At 48.6% G+C, this 19291-nt stretch carries 14 protein-coding genes; 5 read left to right on the forward strand and 9 right to left on the reverse strand.

Features of this window, described 5'->3' with window-relative positions; translation table 11 throughout:
* Positions 1-3: 3 nt before the first annotated feature.
* Genes R3B84_04790 through R3B84_04800 form a run of 3 tightly spaced genes read right to left on the reverse strand, consistent with a single transcriptional unit; the run spans position 4 to position 4808 of the window.
* Complete coding sequence (locus R3B84_04790; GenBank protein ID MEZ6139871.1) at positions 4-1845, reverse strand: GTPase domain-containing protein; 1842 nt, start codon at positions 1843-1845, stop codon at positions 4-6.
* A complete protein-coding gene (locus R3B84_04795) occupies positions 1842-3626 on the reverse strand; it encodes a GTPase (protein MEZ6139872.1) in 1785 nt (594 codons plus the stop codon). Before R3B84_04795 ends, R3B84_04790 begins: the two co-directional genes overlap by 4 nt.
* A 42-nt stretch (positions 3627-3668) precedes the next feature.
* A complete protein-coding gene (locus R3B84_04800) occupies positions 3669-4808 on the reverse strand; it encodes an FAD-dependent oxidoreductase (GenBank protein MEZ6139873.1) in 1140 nt (379 codons plus the stop codon).
* Positions 4809-5074: 266 nt separating this feature from the next.
* Here R3B84_04800 and R3B84_04805 point away from each other — a divergent pair, with 266 nt between their 5' ends.
* Entirely contained in the window at positions 5075-6445 is a 1371-nt protein-coding gene (locus R3B84_04805) for a TolC family protein (GenBank protein MEZ6139874.1), read from the forward strand.
* Positions 6446-6480: 35 nt separating this feature from the next.
* On the opposite strand, the gene R3B84_04810 is transcribed toward R3B84_04805, so the two are convergent.
* The 4 genes from R3B84_04810 to R3B84_04825 form a co-directional block, all read right to left on the reverse strand.
* The gene (locus R3B84_04810) at positions 6481-7323 is read right to left on the reverse strand and encodes a PDZ domain-containing protein (protein MEZ6139875.1); all 843 of its coding nucleotides are present in this window, start codon (positions 7321-7323) and stop codon (positions 6481-6483) included.
* Between the two features lie 2 nt (positions 7324-7325).
* Positions 7326-8174 (reverse strand): PDZ domain-containing protein, encoded by an 849-nt coding sequence (locus tag R3B84_04815; GenBank protein ID MEZ6139876.1) that lies wholly within the window; start codon positions 8172-8174, stop codon positions 7326-7328.
* A 31-nt stretch (positions 8175-8205) separates the two neighbouring features.
* Complete coding sequence (gene greA, locus R3B84_04820) at positions 8206-8682, reverse strand: transcription elongation factor GreA (protein ID MEZ6139877.1); 477 nt, start codon at positions 8680-8682, stop codon at positions 8206-8208.
* A gap of 82 nt (positions 8683-8764) precedes the next feature.
* A complete protein-coding gene (locus R3B84_04825) occupies positions 8765-9835 on the reverse strand; it encodes a M42 family metallopeptidase (GenBank protein MEZ6139878.1) in 1071 nt (356 codons plus the stop codon).
* Between the two features lie 257 nt (positions 9836-10092).
* On the opposite strand from R3B84_04825, the gene R3B84_04830 reads away from it, so the two are divergent.
* The 4 genes from R3B84_04830 (at position 10093) to R3B84_04845 (ending at position 13676) form a co-directional block, all read left to right on the forward strand.
* Complete coding sequence (locus R3B84_04830) at positions 10093-10830, forward strand: YebC/PmpR family DNA-binding transcriptional regulator (protein MEZ6139879.1); 738 nt, start codon at positions 10093-10095, stop codon at positions 10828-10830.
* Positions 10831-11056: 226 nt separating this feature from the next.
* Complete coding sequence (locus R3B84_04835; GenBank protein ID MEZ6139880.1) at positions 11057-11656, forward strand: hypothetical protein; 600 nt, start codon at positions 11057-11059, stop codon at positions 11654-11656.
* Between the two features lie 66 nt (positions 11657-11722).
* On the forward strand, positions 11723-12652 hold the full coding sequence (gene fhcD / locus R3B84_04840; protein ID MEZ6139881.1) for a formylmethanofuran--tetrahydromethanopterin N-formyltransferase: 930 nt from the start codon (positions 11723-11725) through the stop codon (positions 12650-12652).
* 46 nt (positions 12653-12698) lie between these two features.
* Entirely contained in the window at positions 12699-13676 is a 978-nt protein-coding gene (locus R3B84_04845; GenBank protein MEZ6139882.1) for a calcium/sodium antiporter, read from the forward strand.
* A gap of 15 nt (positions 13677-13691) precedes the next feature.
* Here the strand turns inward: R3B84_04845 and R3B84_04850 are convergent, their stop codons facing one another.
* Together R3B84_04850 and R3B84_04855 are read right to left on the reverse strand one after the other, a co-directional pair.
* Complete coding sequence (locus R3B84_04850) at positions 13692-17861, reverse strand: tetratricopeptide repeat protein (protein MEZ6139883.1); 4170 nt, start codon at positions 17859-17861, stop codon at positions 13692-13694.
* Between the two features lie 380 nt (positions 17862-18241).
* A complete protein-coding gene (locus R3B84_04855; protein ID MEZ6139884.1) occupies positions 18242-19285 on the reverse strand; it encodes a DUF2716 domain-containing protein in 1044 nt (347 codons plus the stop codon).
* Positions 19286-19291: the final 6 nt, after the last annotated feature.

Consider the following 19291-nt stretch of genomic DNA (forward strand, 5'->3'; position numbering starts at 1 on the left):
TTGTTACGGCGCCCCATACAGACCAGCAATGGTTGCCTGCTGTTGTTGCTTTTCCATCCACTGTTGAATTTCAACAATTTCATTCTGAAGTCGCTGAATCAATTCACGCTCCTCACGCAGATTCTTCAATGCGTCACGTGGGATGGCCAGATACACTTTCAGCAGTTCCGCTTGTAAGCGAGTGCCCAACTCCTGTCGAAAATCTTCTTTTACTGCAGCCCAGCGTAAGGGCAACAGCAATGCAATGAGCAAGTGGAAGAAAATCAACACCACCAGGGTCAGCAGGAAGGGCAGGGCGATATCAAACACCGAACCGATTTCTGATTTCATGAAGTATCGCCACAACAGGACAATCAAGGCTGCAATAAACGTAATTTCCGGCAGGATGTTTGCTGCTGAAATCAATCCCATCTGTAATGCTTTCTTCCCATGTTTTGGCTCGGTCAGAGCCCGTTCAACTTCACGTAAGGATTCCACGATTGCCTGATCGTAAACTGTTTCCCAATCGTACCGCACAGCAGACTGGGTGGGGCCATTAATCAGTTGAATCGGCAGGCGATGACGATCTGCTTCCAATAATAACTTGTTAGCGAGGGCATTGGTGCGTTGGATCAAGACTCGGTCACTGGCAGTGCGGGTGCATTCGTGGGCAAACGCTGTCAGAGTCCAGTCCGCCTTCGTTTCTGTGGGGGACTCCATTTTCGGCACAATTGGCAGGCGGGTTTGCAAACGCGAGCCAACAAAGCGAATTTTAGTGGTCAATTTCGCATATGCTGCCATTAATCCACGGTAACGCTGCTGAATTTCCAGCCGGAAATGATGCTCAATTTCATTGGAATGCGGTTCCAGCGTGTTACACAGGATTTCAGCAAACTCATCGGCTTCTTTCTCCAGAATTGCTTTCCAGCCATTCTCTGTCAGCATGCCTTCCTGCATAAACTCGGGTGGGATGGCAGCTTGCAGTGATTGCTGCAACTGTTCCATCAGTTGATTCACCCCTTTTGCCTTGATCGCTTCAATTTCTACCCGGGTCAAACCCAGTTCCAGCCATTGCTGCAGTTCGGTAAATTGCTCTCCCTCCGGGATTTCTGGCTCCACTTTGTTGGTACGGGCATCCACCCATGCCTGTGCTACTACCCGAAATAATTTTGGATCTTGAAAACCCTCTTTCTGCAAATCGGCCAGTAAATCCAGATCAGGGCGGACCCCACTGGAAATCGCATGGGTACAGCGATCCCACTTGTTTAATACAAATGCAAATGCACGTCGTTTACGGTGCTGCTTGAACAATTCCCACCCGAGCTGATCGTGGTATTTTTCCTGCGAACCGACGTACAGCACGATATCGGCCACTGGCAGAAGAGCTAGTAGCTTTTCGCGATTTCCCAGGTCATTACTATCCAGGTCTGGCGTATCTACGATGACTTTCTGCGCCAGTTCGGTGCGGTCGTGGGGCACCAGCTTACAGTGTCGCAGTGGCTTCGCTAACTGTTCCGGTTTTACTGTCTCGTAATAATACACCACTGGATCTCGTGTGGTGGGCCGAGTAAACGATGCCTGAGCCACCGCATCGCCTGCCAGGGCATTCATCAGCGTGGATTTCCCCACACCAGTACCGCCCATCAGCATGATGATCAGCAAAGGTTTTTCCACTGCGAATTCTTCACCCTTGCGCGATAAATCTGCCAGCATACCGGTCATACTGGCCTGGGGAATCATCCCCATTGGCAACAGGTGGGGGCCTTGAAACCAGCCACGTAAATCCCGTTCCAGTCGATGCATCAGCGGCGACAACGTCCGTAAAATCGGTTCGGGTGGATTCAGATCGTTGGGGTCTTCACTCATGATTGCGAACGCTTGTCAATTAACTGGGAAAGTTGGAGGATCGATTCCGGGATTGTTTTCAGTGCATAATGAAGTTTTTCGTATGTGGATCCACCTGTCACTGGCCATTGAGAAAGCCATTCACTTAATGGGTGGCTGATGCCAGCCGTCATTAAATGAAGTTTATGATCGTGAAAAGCACGTCGTCGTGATTCAACCATCTGCCACACAAACAGTTCAATGATCTGATGAATTAATGACACAAATACCACGATATAAATGATGGTGGGCCAGTTGAACCCACCCAGCAAAAACGCGGCGACAATTGCCGCAACATCCAGCAGAAGAATCCCAGCCCGTATCCCAGCCAGCACGCGGGGCCGTTTTTCAAGCGATTGACACACTCTGCGCGCCGCATTTTCAATTTCTTCTGCTGAACTGAACTGATAATGTCGAAAAACAGCCTGAAACTGCTCGCGGGATTCTGCCGCGAAGCGATGCGAATAAGATTGGGCTACATGTCGCCAGATCGGGTGCTGGCCCGATTTGGCAATTGCCGTTGCTTTCAATTCATCCAGCCAGCCATTCCAGGCATTTTCAATCACACGCGTTTCGGTGCCCATGGGCGAGGCGGGGCGGGCAATGATTTTCCCAATCAATTTTCGTAGCTGCAAGTAGGGCCAGCGCAAGAGCCCCAGCGTAAATGACAAACCTTTTCCAGCACCTGGAAGTTCCAGCAATTGCAGAAGTTGTTCCTTGGCATCATCAAATCGTTGAAACTGGGCGTTGTTCAAAAACTCTAGTTGATACGCTTCTTCATATTTCAGTTTGCAAGTATACACCGCACTCCGCCATTCTTCGATTGCCGACAGGTCGCTTTTGGCCATTTCTGCAAGACTATTGCCAAGAGTCTGCAGGTAGTGCATCCCTTGCAAAACAGATCGTTTGCGGGCGATTTCACCATTCAGGCTTACCTGCACCTCATTCAACAGTGGGATGCGATATTCCGAAGCCAGACTGGGGTTTTCTAAATGTTCCTTGGGTAAAAAAGGAATTGCCAACACAGGAATGGTTCCTGCATGCTCACTCGAATTCGCCCGGCGCTGCAGTACTTCCTGGCGAAAATGTTCCCGAAGAGTATCCACCTGGTTCGGACGCATTTTAGTCAGCACGACCAGTACCTGTTTTCCAGCAGCCAGCATTTGCCCCAGAAAATCTGTGGGTACTTCATCGTTATACCGTTCATCAGATGCAACGAAGATCACCAGATCTGCCAGTGCGGTTACTTCGTACAAGCGTAAGAGATAACCCCCTGCTGCTGATGTGGTCATATCCGGACAGTCCCAGACCACAAAATCGGTCATCCCTGTATCCATGGTACTCGTCTGCCGAATCTGGTAAACATCTTCGTCCAGATTCGCGGGTGCTACGGTATCCAGTTTTCGCAGTGGTCCCAGAAAGCCCAAATGCCCAGCCCACGTGGAAGGGCCTTGTTGTCCGATATAACCAATCGGGTGCCTGGTATAGCCAGCCTGGGGATTGGCTTCAGCAATCATGCCGCCCAGCAAAAAATTTACGACAGTACTTTTACCGGTGCCCGCACCACCAACCACAGCGATATGGAGTGGGAGGGCACCCTGACCATCAATCCATGGGCCAATGACATTGCGTACCAGTGCCGCACCAAATCGTAGCCGCAGCACTTTGGGTGGTGCCTGTTCGGAATCGCGCCAATGATCTTCCAGCCAGCTGAATTGGTCTGCTAGCTGGCTGATGACAATCCGGTGATCGACGCCTTCCATCAGTTACCCCCTTTCTCGGCACATACAACTTTACCACACGATTCAGGATCGAAATGCTGGCAGATATCGCGGTGCCGCAGGTCGATCCAGTCGAAACATATCTACCTCCAGCCGTGGAGTGGTTCCAATGATCAGGTCTTCAACAACTTCCGCAGTCGCAATAGACAGTTGAATGCCAGCTCGGAAATGACCTGTGGCAAGTATCAGATTATCCCATGCATTTGATTTGCCGATGTAAGGCAGACCGTCTGCGGTGCCAGGCCGCAATCCAGCCCAGGTGCGGACAACGGGATAGTGTTGCAACGCTGGCACAACAGCACAGGCGAACTCTTTCAAAACCTCTGTGCCATGTTCTGTGGGCAGTTTATCATACTCTGCTTCTGGTTCTTCTGTCGATCCTGCCAGAATCAAACCATCCCCACGTGGGACCAGATACGACCGATCCAATTCAATCACGTGCTTCAAGGTATTGGGTTCTGCTTTAAACTGCACCAGTTGGCCTTTCACAGGATAAAGGCTCATCGCTGGCACCCCTGGAGGTAACAGCCGATTACTCCATGCACCTGCACACAATACAAAGTTCTTTGCAGTCAGGTGCGTCCCACGTTCATCAATGGCGGCACACAGGTGCTGCTTTTTGCCATGCCAGCCAACAATCTCATTTTCGGGTAGAATTATCACACCTTGTCGGCGACAACCTTCCTCTAACGCTTTCAAGTGCCAGGGATTACGCACCTGGGACAGTGTTGGCAGTGCAACAGCAACATGATGCTGTGGAATGCGCAGACCAGGTTCGCAGGATTGAATGTCAGGATCAGAAATCTCCTGACATTCAATCCCTTCCGCTACCCAATGGGACATTGTTTCAGCAATCTCATCGTGGTGGAGCAAAACAAGCCCACCACATTTCCTGAAGCCGCTGGAAAGATTTGTTCGTTCCTGTAGCTGGGCACAAAATTCGGCAAATCGACTGGTGCTGAGTGCACGCAATTGTTCATAACCTGTTGAAGCGAACTGTGGATTCCCAGGTGGGACGATCCCTGCACCAGCCCAGGATGCTTCTTTACCGGGGGATCGCCGATCAACCAGCGTTACTGTAAGTCCTTTGCTGGCAAGGTGATAGGCGCATGTCAGGCCAATAACTCCCCCACCGACAATCAGAACATCCGAAATTTTGTCCATGCATTACGTTATATCAATGAAACATCGCTACAAAACCTCCCACAGATGCAAAATCAAAGTGCAGTTCGGAACCAAAATATTCCACCGCTGATTAGTAGACGCTTGAACATGTAATTTTGTTCCCCAAAAATTCCCGATTATAGAATTTTTTTCATATTTTTGTTCTTTCAAAATAGTGAACTTCTGCGGGTGGTAACAAAGAATCACGCACCGGCACCTGAAAAGCCGATAATCGCTGATGATTGATTGCAGAGTGGCGTAGACATATGAATTTCAATATTCGTTTGGGTGTTATATCTTTTGCATTGTTCTGCTTTTGTGCTGACGTTCATCAGATTGTAGCTCAGCAGAAAAAAGTTCCTTTTGCAGTCGATAGGGTGGTCCAGGCCCAGGCAATCGTCGTTGACAAAAACAAAGAAGAAAATTTGCGTAAAGACTTACCTGTAAATAACTTCCGTGCATTAGGGCTGGATGATCTTATTTCGCGTTCCCTGGCCACGCACCCACGATTAGGGAAGGCAGGGTTTGTTGTAGAGCAAGCAAAAGGCTACCACTATCAGGCGGGGTTGTACCCCAATCCTGTGTTAAACCTGGTTGGGGATGAGCTGGGAGATGTTCAGGGCCCAGTTGGCATTCTCACCATCCCTGGAATCAGCCAGGAAATCGTCACAGCATCAAAACTTTCCCTCGGTCAGGCGGTGGCTGCCAAAGAAGTCGATGGTGCCAATTTGCGTCTGCTGGAAGAACGATACGAATTAATCGGCAGCATCCGAGCCCAGTATATCGCTGTGATCTGCTTACAAAGGAGAGCCCAGGTCTATGCTGATCTGGTTCAACTGACCGAAACCGCCACAAAGAACTCGCAGGCACTTTTTGAAAATAATCTTCTGCCCAAACTGGCGTTGTTAAGGCAGGAAGTGGCCCTGGAACGGATCCGAGCAGAAGAGCTGGCAATTTCAGCACAACTGGTGGCCGCTTTTCAGGCACTTGCCGCAGTCGCTGGCGATCTGCAGCTTCCCCCACAATTATTGGGCAGTTTACTTGATCAGCCTGTGCCCGTTTACGATGCTGACCAACTCCGGTCCGTGGTGCTGCAAATTCACCCCAGAGTCCGCCGATTTCAGGTGGAAATTGAACAGCGAACCGCCCAGCTCGCCAAAGCGAACGCCGATGTGATCCCAAATGTGACTGTTTCCACTGGATACGTATATCAGGGGCAGAATAAATCCCACGACTGGACGCTGGGAGTATCAGTACCCATTCCCAGTTGGAATCGCAACGAGGGAAATATTTTCGCCGCACGAATGGGAATTCATATTGCTCAGAAACAACTGGAAGTGGTGCAGTTGGAGCTGGCGGAAGGTGTAGCAAAAACTTACCAGGATTACGCTGCGGGGTTAGCAAAGGTAAAGCAGTATCAGGAAAAAATACTCCCTCGGATTGAGGATTTGTACCAGCAATCATTGAAAGCCTTTCAACAGGGGCAGTTGCCTTTCAACGATATTACTCTGGTGCAGCAGAACCTGGTCAACACAAGACTGGAATTTCTCCAGGAACAGGAGCGTGCCTGGCAGGCAGCAGCTAGATTGTCTGCGTTGTTAATGGAAGATCAATGGCCGCCAGCGAGGCAAAAGTGAAAAAGAATGAGAAAAACTCATTTTTGCAGTGGATTTTAAAAACCGGAAGCGGGCACCACCGTAAGAACCATAGATTTGCCACCACGTAAGATTTCAACCACTGCTTTCTGTTTGGGTTTAACAAAAGATGCAGCAATCAGGGTGTCATCGACAGTATCGGTCCACCGACCACCAATTGTGAGAAGTTTATCACCTTTTTTCAATCCCGCTTTAGCTGCGGGACTTTCTGGGAAAACATTGGAAACAATCACGCCATTGGCTTCATCATCGTCATCGTTCTGAATGTCGAAACCCAGCAGGGCGCCAGCACCCACAATTTTCGGTTCCTGTTTCCCAGACATCGACGACATCATACGGTTCATCATAGCCTGCATTACATCTTCACTTTTGTAACCGTTGGGCACAAAAGTCAGTTCTTTTTTGGCATAATCTACCGACATGCGGAACTGGCTGAAGAACGGGAAGCCCACAATTCCTTCGATGGAACCATATTTTTCCTTGTATTCTTCGGAAAACAGTTTCACTGTGGGGTGATCCATGATCTGAGCGGATGTGTTTTCTGCAACCAGACTTCCCACCTGGAACTTGGCAATTTGTGCGTTCCCCATCATCCCAAACAGAGGGATAAGTGGTTTATCTTTGGCTTTTGCAAGCAAGCCCGCATCTTTCGCAATGCGGGGGCTGATCAAAGAAGTGGGGGCACCCGTATCAAAAATCAGATTGTAAGGGCCATTTCCATCCAGTTTCACTTTGACGATGAAGTGGCCGGAAGAAACAAGTTCAAATGGAACCACCACCGCTTCAGCGGGTTTCACCAGCGGTTTGGTATCCGCGTGTAAAGCTAAACTCAAAAAGAGTAAGGTAAGGATTGTTTTCATGATTAGATCCCCTTTCCAAGTGTCATTTCGAGTTTGGTTTCTTTCCCACCCCGTAACACAGTCAGTGCAACAATACTGTCAGAACCAAGTTTGCTGAAGGAATCCAGTAATTTTTCAATCGTTGCAGCTTCGATTTTGCCTTTCGAAACGATCAAGTCCCCTACTTGTAAACCGGATTTGGCAGCAGGACTGTTGGCCAGAATCTGTTTCACAATCACACCTTCTTTCGTAATACCTAATTCTGCACCCACGAAGCCACGCTGGTTGACGGCATAATTTGGTTTGATTCCACTGAATGCCGCCAGGAACTTCATCATTGTGCCCATCATTTCCAGGCTGGACTGACCCGAATCTTTTTCTTTCCCAGTGATCCGCTTGGGTTCAGGCAGTTCAATATCAACAGGTGTCCATAACAACTTGTCTTCATTAAAATCGTAAACAATCCGATAACGAGACAAAATGTTGTATCCAATGACGCCATGCAGTTCGCAGCCCGCCAACCCCATCGAATTCATTCCTTTCAACTGAAACATGTCGATCGCCAGGCCGCGTGGCTTGTCCAGTTTCAGTCCACCTTCTAACACGACCGAATCAAAATCCGCCCAGCCCTTGTCGGTTTTGGCACCCACTTTTTTGGCGATTTCTTCGGTCATAATCATCGCAGGCGCGCCTGTGTCGATAATAAAGTTAAACGGCCCTTTATTATTAATTTTGGCCCGCACCAGGACGTGCTTGGTATCGGTCAGGCGGTAAGGCACTTCAAACGTAGGGGGCTGCTTTTTCTTCGGTTCTTCTGCGTTCACTGCGAAAGAACTGATGCATAGTGCAGCACCGACGATCATCCATTTCATTGCAGACTCCTGTTGCATTTACAGTGGTGGGTTATTCAAAGGCAATCTTCAGAATTTTGAAGCGTTTCAATCCTTTTGGAACTTCAATTTCTGCAATATCGCCTTTCTTTTTCCCCAGTAATCCACGTCCAATGGGGCTGGAGGTTAAAATCTTATTTTCGTCCGGATCGTCCTGCCCCGGGCCAACCAATTGATAGGTATCTTCATCTTTGGTGTCCATGTCCTTGATGGTCACCGTACACCCAAACACAACAACATCCCGCGGAAGAGAATTCGGATCAATAATGGTGGCTCGGGCCAGTTTCCCTTTCAACTGATCTATTTTTGCCTGCTGCATTCCCTGATCTTCACGGGCAGCGTGGTATTCTGCATTTTCGCTCAGATCGCCCATTTCGCGTGCGGTGGCAACCCGACGGGTGATCTCCAGCAAATGGGATTCCATCTGCGACAATTCCGCTTTCAGGTTGTCATAACCTTCGCGGGTCATCGGAATTCGTTCTTCGATCATGATCATTCTCCCCAACGTATCTCTTTCGTGCAGATACGCTTATCTCACTTGAAACTTGATGATTTGTAGACAGATCCTGGAATTAGGGGATCCAATTGGTCGTTTCATCCACCGAAGCTGCGAATTCAGCTAACAATATGGCGGCATTAATCAAATCATCTGTATGAACCATTTCTACCGGGCTGTGCATATAGCGGTTCGGAATACCAATTAGGCCCGTTGCCACTCCACCACGAGATAGTTGGATTGCATTGGCATCGGTGCCTGTTGCTCGATTGGCCCCACGAACCTGATATGGGACTTCTGCCCGCTTGGCAGCAGCCTCCAGGTGGGCAAAAACGTGGGGGTTAATATTGGGCCCACGATACAACACGGGGCCCCCACCTAATTTCACATCGCCAATCTGTTTATTTTCTGATCCAGGTGTATCCGTTGCGTGGGTCACATCAATTGCAATCCCTACGTGGGGCTGCACGGAATACGCACTGGTGGTTGCCCCACGAAGGCCGATTTCTTCCTGAACGGTGGAAACAGCATAAACTGCCGACCGCCGATCACGCTGATGCAACAAACGGAGTGCTTCAAATGCCACCCAAACACCCACCTTATCGTCCATGGCGGGACTGGTTACATTCCCGTTGAGCATTTCACGGAATCCCAGTTCTACAGTAACCGGGTCACCTAACTGCACGAGCTCACTGGCTTCTTCTTTATTTCGGACACCAATATCGAGCCAAAGTTCGTGTATCTGTGGCACTTTGTTCCGTTCTTCGGGTGTCAACAGGTGCGGGGCTTTGCGGGCGATCAAGCCAGTTAATGGGCCGGATTTCGACCAGACTGTCATCCGTTGCCCAATCGCGACAGCCACATCCCAGCCACCAATCGGCTGAAAGTACAAATAGCCGTTAGCATCAATGTATTCTACCATCAAACCCAACTGATCGCAGTGCCCTGCAAACATCACCCGCAGGGGAGCGGAGCCGGGGTCTTTCGGTTGCAGGCTGGCAATCACATTGCCATGCACATCTGTCTGAATGTGATCGGCAAACTCGCTCGACCAAGACCGCACCACTCCTTGAACCGGCTGCTCAAAGCCGGAGGGACTGGGAGTCTCCAGGATGTCTTTCAGAAATGTATAAGAGCGATCGTACATGCCACAGAACCTTTTCTACACAAATAACGGAAGGGGTACGGTTTACCGCACCCCCAAGCACTTGGCCAACTTTTAGTATGATAGCTGTACGCACAGTTTACAAGCGATAATCTGTCTTGAAACCAAAAAATGTGGGAGAGCGGTGCCATAATGCTCTCATCATTTTTTCATAATATAGCCTGATTGGCTTCAAGATGCAATGACAGTTATCTGAATATTGTATCATCGTAAAGTATTTTCATATAAGGAGTTAGCGAATGGCTGGCCATTCCCACTGGGCAAATATTTCCAGAAAAAAATCAATCGTTGATGCCAAACGTGGAAAATTATTCAGTAAGCTGAGTCGTTACATCATTATTGCCGCACGTAACGGTGGGGGCGATCCTGATGCCAATTTGAAATTGCGATACGCCATCGACAAAGCACGTGCGGTTTCGATGCCACGTGAAAATATTGAACGGGCTATCAAACGTGGCACGGGGGAACTGGGTGGCGAACAGATGGAGGAACTGGTCTACGAGGGATTTGGACCAGGTGGGGTGGCAATTATTTGCGATGTGCTGACCGATAACCGCAACCGCACCAATGGCGAAGTGCGAAAAATCTTCGAAAAAGGTGGCGGCAACATGGGTAACCCTGGCTGTGTGGGTTACCTGTTTACTCGGAAAGGGCTGTTTCTGATTGAAGGTGAGGCAACAAATGAAGAAACACTCATGAATATTGTGCTGGAAAATGGTGCCGAAGATCTACAAAGAGATGGAGATCATTTTCAAGTAACTTGCGACGTTTCCGCATTCAACGGTTTGCAGGCAGCACTTCATGCGAAAGGAATCCATCCCACTACGGAAGAGCTGGCAATGATCCCCAGCAATCAGGTGGAACTGGATGTCGAAACTGGCAAAAAACTGGTAAAGTTGCTCGAAACACTGGATGATAACGACGATATTCAGAACGTATATTCGAATGGAAATATTACCGCAGAAATGTCCGAGTGATTAGGTTGTGGAAATAAATCGGCAGTGAGCCACCTTTTTCAGACAATTTCACAGATACCAGCATCAGTTTACCTTCCTATGATAGCTTGTAAACAATCGACTTGATGACCACGCAGCTAAGCACGCTGCTGGTCTGTGCAGGAACAACCGACCCTGGGGTAATTTTTCGTTGATCGCAGCTAATTGTCCATCATGTCACAAGGAAATACGTGTCCCACAGGAATTGGTGGGCAAACCGCTCCGCTGCCCATTCTGTAAATCATTGTTGCAAGCATCGGGATTGTCAGAAGCAGGCAGTATTCAACTGACCTTATTGCGTTGGAATCCCCTGCAATCCCGATTGATGCTTCCTGGCCTGTTGTTGCTGATGATCGGAAGTACTGGTATGGTGCTGAACGGCGTGGATGCAGCACAGGCATGGGTAGACCCAAAGGGATATGCGGAACGAACACGTTCGAACATGCAAATGCATGCGGAACAACTAGGGAAAGAGGCAGATAAAACACCTGAAAAAGATGAGGCCCGTGTGCGAAGACTGGATCGTCAGGCAGATCTGGTCAACCATATTCCGATTGCCGTGAAATGGTTACCCTGGTTCAAGACTGTCACCACCCTGCTGAGTGTGCTTACCACCATCGGCGGGGTGTGCCTGGTAACCAGGCGCTATCGGCGTATTGCTTTGACGGGAGCCATCGCTTCCATCCTGAATGTGGCAACCTGTTGCGGTTTTGTCGGTTTACCGCTGGGTGGCTGGGCGTTAATTCGCATCCTCTCGCCGGAAGGGACAAAAGAATTTCAACAAAAACCTACATCACCATCATCGTAAGTAAGTTTTGCAGCCAGTTAAGGAAAACTGACAATCACCTGATTCAGCAATCTTTTCGGAGCATCCATGGCTGATATTGAAGACACCTATGCAGAAGCATTTCGCAGTTTATACACGGAAATCCTGATCACCGCTCGCGATCGCCGCTGGCTGGATGAGGCAGTAAGGTCTGCAACTGGGAATGCATCTTCCACCATCCTCTGCGATTGTGAAGCTGGCCTCGATCGATATGTTGGTCCAGGTGGGGATGAATTATTCCCCACACCAGATGGTAGACCTGGGGCAATTATCCAACTGCATGTTCCCCGCTTTCGCAAAGACCGAGTCGAAGCTCTGGAACGATCTGCTTTGGTGCGAATCAGTCAGAACATCATGACCTGTCCCACCACGCGGGCGTTTAATGTGCTGACCGAGGCCCCAGTTTTTTACAAGATGGGCAGGAAAGTTGCTTTTTTTGGAGACGGTTATCAATTTCGCGACCAACGGCACGAGCGTAAGATGTGGGTGGTGCCCATCCTATCGGGTGAATTTGAAATCGAGCGTCGCCTGGGATATTCGGAAGGGCTGATGGGTGGTAATTTGTGGTTCTTTGGCAATACCGCTGATGGTGCTTTGGAAGCTGCAGACCGTGCAGCACAGGCTGCAAGCAAAATTGCTGGAGTATCGCTACCTTTCCCAGGTGGTGTGGCTGCAAGTGGGTCCAAGGCGGGCAGTAAATATTCGTTTACCATTGCCAGCACCTATGCAGAATATTGCCCGACACTGCGGGAAAAACTGGGAGACCAAAGCCGCTTGCCGGCAGGTGTTGTCTCTGTGCAGGAAATTATCATCAACGGTCGGAATTTGCAGGCGATTATTCAGGCAACACAGGCGGCGATCGAAGCCAGCGTCTCCACGCCTGATCTCCAGCGAATTTCAGCAGGCAACTATAACGGTCGTCTGGGCAAAAGCTTTATCTACCTGCATCCGGAAAAACAACCTCTCTCTGTGGGTTGACAGTGCTCAAGCGTTTTTTATACCCCACCATTTCTGGAGATAATGCATGATCGTTGAGTCACTTGGATTGATCATCCTGGGTTTAGTAGTGTTAGTAGTCGGTGGTGAAACACTGCTTCGTGGTGCCGTGGGAATTGCAAATCTCGCACGCCTTACACCGGCAATTATTGGACTTACCGTTGTTGCCATCGGCACTTCCATACCCGAACTTGCAGTTAGCGTTGTTGCTGCCGCCCAACAGAAAGTAGATATCACTGTGGGGAATGTCGTTGGATCGAATATCTTTAACATTGCCTTTGTTCTGGGGATCTCTGCTTTAGTTCGTCCTTTGGTGCTTACGGGTAACACCATTCGATTGGAATATCCTGTTCTTGCAATAGTTACACTCCTTTGTGTAGCTGTATGCCAGCACCAGGAAGTGAACCGGCTCGATGCGATCACATTTGTTGCCATTTATATCGGCTTTACAGCCTATCTTGTCATCCTTGTGCGAGAACAGATGTCGCGGTCGGAATCGTCACAATTTGCAGCGGAAGCTAAAGATATTTCTGAGAGCTCACCAAAACCCAAAATATGGGTTTGCTTATTGTTTCTGGCAATTGGGGTTGGCTGCCTGACGCTGGGAGCACATTTCACCGTCAATGGTGCTGTGAAAATCGGTCGGATATTCGGTATGTCGGAAAGACTGATCGGCTTGACCATCGTTGCCATTGGAACAGGTTTGCCAGAAGTGGTTACTTCGATTGTCTCCTGCATTCGAGGACGGGATGATGTGGCGATTGGCAATATTATTGGTTCGAACCTCTTCAATATTCTCGGAGTGATGGGGATTACTGGTTTGATTAGCCCACTGCCAATCAATGCAGAAATTGTTCAATCTGACCGCTGGTGGATGCTCGGTATCACTTTATTGCTCCTACCGATAATGCGTAGTAGAATGCGGATCGGCAGAATAGAAGGTGGTATCCTCCTGGCTTCCTACGGTGTATACATGTGGATGTTACTGCGTACAATCAAATCTTAATCCATTGTGCTCTGATCAATTCAAGGCCTGACGCAATTCCTGATAAACTTTAGTATCGCGTGGGTGAATTGATTTTGGATCCAGCCCACGTTGGGTTGCTTCCTGAAACAACTTGAGTGCTGTTTCCCGTTGCTCAAGACCCAGGTACGCCAGGGCCAGGTGGAACAATCGCAGTGGGGTGCGGCCTTGTTCAATTGATGCGGTAAGTTCTGAAACGGCAGGCTGGAACTGTCCTAATGTAATCAGCACTCGGGCACGCGTATCCAGAATTTCGCTGGAAGAACCAGCCACCTTGATCGCACGATCCACCAGCACTAAGGCATCTTTCGCATCGGCAGGTTCCGTGGCCAGCACCCAGGCCAGATTGTTCAGAGCCAGCAGATTTTTCTGATCAAGTCGTAGCACCTGACGATAGGCTGCTTCCGCCTGAGTAAAATCCTGCTTCAGTGTGTGCAGTTCTCCCAGGCTTAACAGAAACAACACATTATCTGGTGCGGGCTTGAGTAATTCTTCCAGCCATACCTGAACTCGTTGAAAATGTGCGACTTCAGCATGCCCACCACGGAGAATCCCCACCCCTGCTAATGCCCGGGTTTGCAGTGGGATATCCTTCGATTTGGCATCAAGCAACTCAAACGCCTTCGGTACATCACCAGCAAAGCCCAGTAAGGCACAATATTGAATCAGCAAATCGGGATTGTGCTTTATTGCAAATTCATAACTTTCGCAGGTAGACTGTAACAGCAGTTTCGTGCCTGCAAGTTGGTGCAACATCGCGTACCGCGTGTTCAGATCCATCAGCTCTGCAACCTGTTGCCGTCTGGTCTTTGCGTCAGCAGAACCAGGGGGGGCACTGGAAACAAATTGATCGGCAGCCTTGATCGCACTTTTGGGCAAACCAGCCATCGTGTTGTAGCGAATCAGGGCCGATGCCACACGTGGATCTGCAATCTCCTTCTGAAGTCTGGGCAACAATGGCTCCACCGATTTCAATTGTTGGTCACGAAGCAAATCGTTGGTGTAAACAACCAGAAACAGTAGATTTTCAGGATGATTCTGATTCAGTTTTTCGAGATATTGACTGCACTGTTCAGATCTGCCAAGCATTCTGTACGCCTGAGCCAGTTGCACCTTTTCATTATCTGTTGCCTGGGGATGCTCACAAAGTTGTTCCAGTGTCTGGCATATCTTCAGATATAGTTCCAAACGCTCTTTACCGGTTGCCGCGCGGGCGTCTTTCGACAGCTTTAACGCCGCATTACGCAAATGCGTGGGATCATCACTTTTAATCCCTTCAATGTACTGCGTTAGTTGCAGGTTTTGTGTCGATGATTTTCCATTTGAACTTGCTTGTGCCTGCAACGCTTCCAGCTTCTGTTTCACTTTTTCCTGCAGATCCTTTTCTGCAAGATACTTTGCTATCTGGGTATTAGCAGGATCCATGTCACCATGAATACGACCCTGCTCCAACATAATCGCAGCAAAATTTCCCCATTCTTTTTTTGGCAGGGCTGCAATCTGTTCCTGGGCTGCTTTTGATTTAACATTGGCAAGCAGGCGATAATACCCTGCATCTGATAATGCCGCACGACACTGCTCCCAGGTCTTGCGGTGCGTCTCTTCGTCCTTACTGGTCAATTGAAGCATTGTTTCCCACAATGAATCATGTTTCTGGTGCTGGGCAAGTGCTTTCGATGCCAGATTCAAAGCAATTTCTGCCTGTCCTTCTTTATGAATTGATTGTGCCAGTCGGTTGACATCCATCGGCAATAATGCAAAGACATTTTCTGGAAGTCGAGTAATCCAGTCCCAGGATTGTTCATACTTCGCTGTAGTTGCAATAATGCTCATCAATTGGTGGGCATTGAGCCTTGAATCTCGAAAACTGCGTTGAATCGCTACCAAGGGGTCTTTTTTCTCCAGACCATGGATAGCAAGCCCAATCAGATCGAGATGAACATTTTCATTCGTGGGGTCGTGTGCCAATGCAACCTCCAGGTGGGATCTGGCAGCACGCTCGTCCTGTGCAGCCCAGGCAACTCGCGCCATGGCCCGACGTGCTACAACATGATCTGGTTGTTTCACCAGAAGTGAACGGCATGCGGCTTCCATAGATTGTCGCACTTTACCAAGTGGTGCATGAAATGGTTTCCCAGCCAGAGCAATAATCAGGTCACCTTCTGCAACTTGCTCTGGGAAATTCCTTGCAATATCGCTTTCAATAGTGGTTACCGCCAATTGATTTCCCAGAATGCAACTGGTTTCCAGAAGATTTAAATAGTGTTGCAGTAACTTGGGGTGATTGCGTACCAGTTGCTGTTGTACCATCGCCAATTCGCGATAGTGCTGACTCCATTTCAGGTGTGATGCAAGTGTTGCCAGCAATTGATCCTGTCTCCCAACTGCGATCATCTGTGTGCAAGTTTGCAACAATTCTTTGATTCTGGAAGTTGCATCAACGCCCTGGGCAAGTAGGAACTCAATATCTGCAATTTGCAATTCAACAGCATTGTCAATCGCTAACTTTGCAGTCACTATCAGTTGGGGTGCGTTCGATGTGCCGAATAGATCTGACATATTCTGAATGTGTGCCACCCAGGCATACGGATTGTAGCGTCGCTTCATTAGACTTTCTGTAAGTAGCGATGCGGCTTGATTCTGTTTCCCTTTAACAACCATTTCCTGTGCCAGCATCAGACTGATTCGACCGGCATCAGGCACTTTTTTTACAAGATACTCAAGTGCTTTGGTGTACTCTTCCCGTTCATCTGCGGATGGCTGTCCCCACATGATCTGGCGTTGCCAGCATTCTAAGTATGCTTCTTTTACGGCAACGCTGCCATAGGGAGAACGAAACAGTTCACGATACAACTTCAGGGCTTCTGCATGGTTTCCCTGATTCAGATATAACTTCGCCTGCAACACCTGTGTGGGAACGTGGTTGGGATCCAGGGTGAGTGCACGTTGCAACGATTCCGCAACCAGACGGAAATCGCCTAAATGCTCGTAGCATTCTGCCAAGAGAACATTGATCTGCGTGGATAGCGATGTGAGTTCAATTACCTCTCCACGCAGCGATTCCAAAGTCTGCTGTGCTTCATACCATTTTCCCTGTCGGATATACAGTCTGCCCTGCAGGTATTTCGCCTGGCGGGTGGCACCGTTTTTGGTTAACCGGCTGATAATACCAGCCACTTCCTGCAATTCATTTTGCTGAATCAACAAATCCCCATGTGGGGTTAACAATTCCGCATCATTGGGCAGTTCTTTTACCCCACGATGCAGCACTGCAGACGCACGGTCTTGGTCACCCGTCATTAAATGCAACCAGGATAATGCCCGGTATCCTTGTGCCACTTTCGGGTTGTGATCAATCGCCAGTTGATAGGCTTCTTTCGCTTCGGGAATTTTGCCCATTGCCTGAAACACCTCCCCGCGTGCCTGGTGTGCTGGAGCGTTTTCTGGTGCAATCTTCAAAATTGCTTCAATGCTTACAAGTGCTTTGGGGTATTCTCGATTGCTTTGCTGCCAGCGTGCCTGCAATAACATTGCATCCACGTCGGAAGGATTCACCTGAGTCAGCCTGGCAAGAAGTTGGTTTACCTCATCACGTTTCTGTGGATCCTTGCGATAAATTCGAAACAGCAGTTCATAGCTTCGCGTATGAGTTGGCTCTAATTCGATTGCTTTCTTCAAAGCGACTTCCGCTTCAGCGGCTTTTTCCTGGCCCAGATAGCATTCACCCAGATAGCCATGCAGCTCACCCTTATTGGGTTCTTGTTCTAATTGCCGATTAATGTGTTCTTCCGCATCGGCATATCGTTGAAGCTTCAGGCACACGGGGATCAGTTTCATCGCAATGGAGCTACTGTCGGTGCCTGTTCGATATGCCTTTTCGTAAAGGAACATCGCACTTTGGTAGTCTTTGGAGCTTTTGGCTTTTTCCAGCACTAAATCGGCAAGACGCACCATCTCGTTGGTGTCATCGGGTCGATATTCCAGATAACGACGCATAAACTGCATCGCCTTGCTGGTGTCGCCTGCTTCGATTGCTTTGTCTGCCTGCCACAAGAGAGTTTTGGGAATCCGCGACATCTGGTAAGCGTAAACGCCCGCCAAACTTCCTGCCAGAATGCAGGCAACAACAAATAACTTGAAAAATAAACGAACATTCAGTGTTGGCATATCAGTGGCTCTTCCTTGAGCGGTGCTTCATCATGCTACAAGATCATGTCCAAATCCGTCAACCGTTTTTTGAAAAAATTGCAAAACAGGCGATTTCGGGCATCATGTAGCTGTTGATTCACCGTTCAAAACACAAGGATCAATAAACTTCGTTCCGAATATTGCGAGAGTTTGCCCACGTCGGAACGAAATCTATAATTATATATACTTTATGTGTGTCTTTATGATCACTTATTTTGCCGATTCTGATAAAATAGTGGGTAAAAGTCGAAAATGGCAGATAGTTGACTGATCATCTAATGAGAGCCAACTCATTTTTAGGGCATCGATCCCCTTTTGACCTTAAATTAGGAAGACAGGGCTATAGTTGCTTTGACCAATTACTTCTTGGGTTGGTTCGATGACCGTATCACTGCGCCAAAGCATGCTAGTGGAGTGACCCCCATTTGCTTTACGAGCAGTTCTCCGAAGACACAGATGCTCGCTTCCCAAGGATGGCTGAACAGACCGATCGAGAATGTAGGATCAACAAATAACGAATAGTTGTGAACAGGGATGATCGATATTGGCCAAGTGTCCATGCCTGTGCTGACAGTAATAATCGGCTTGAAAGAATAGCCATCATGGTTCAGATCCAGCACATACACTGTGTCGCCTAGGGCCCGAATGGCACAGAAGGCTCTTAGTAACTGCTCTCTTGAAAGCCTCTCAACGGCACAGAACTGTTCGGCATCCAACTCATAAGTTTTCTGCATACCGGAAACCGACCACGTTACGTGCGGGTATGGCTCCACAATGGCTGGCCATGAGTCTGGTGATATGCTACTGCGAAACGAGAATCGGGTAGTGAACTCTGCCCAAAGTTGTTCATTTTGAACATCAGAAATTTGCAGCCACCCGCCTGCTTCTCTCTCCATCGAAGCCCGTATTTGACCGTCATCAATCCACTTCTTGTAAGAGTATGGCTTGAGAGAAAATCTACCCAAATCTTCCCCAATAAAGCCTGACTGCACCGCTCGATTTGCCAACCGAGCAATTGACTCGGCCACATCGGCGTGGTCTTCGAGCAGGAAACATCCTCGAAATCCAAGAATGAACACACCTTCGGGACGTAGGGCGATGCTGAAACCTCTCTTACATTCTCCATCTGCCATGATAAGGATGGTCAGTTGCCTTCCGCAATCCAAAGCCAACTCGACAGTGGTGTTTACACCTCGGGCGGATAACTGCGAACTGAGGTTTTCCAAATTTTCCATAGTGCAGTCAAGTTGAAGAAGAAATGCTGTTTTAGACAATTTTGCAAAAATGAGAGACATGGATAATCTGGCAAGTTTTTGCGAATTGTAATGATTTTGCCATTCGGAACAATTTTTCTGGATTCGATTCCCCAGATTGCCGATGGTTCCTTTATGAATTTGTTCCACATGGGA

Source organism: Zavarzinella sp. (assembly GCA_041399155.1).
Lineage (GTDB): Bacteria > Planctomycetota > Planctomycetia > Gemmatales > Gemmataceae > JAWKTI01.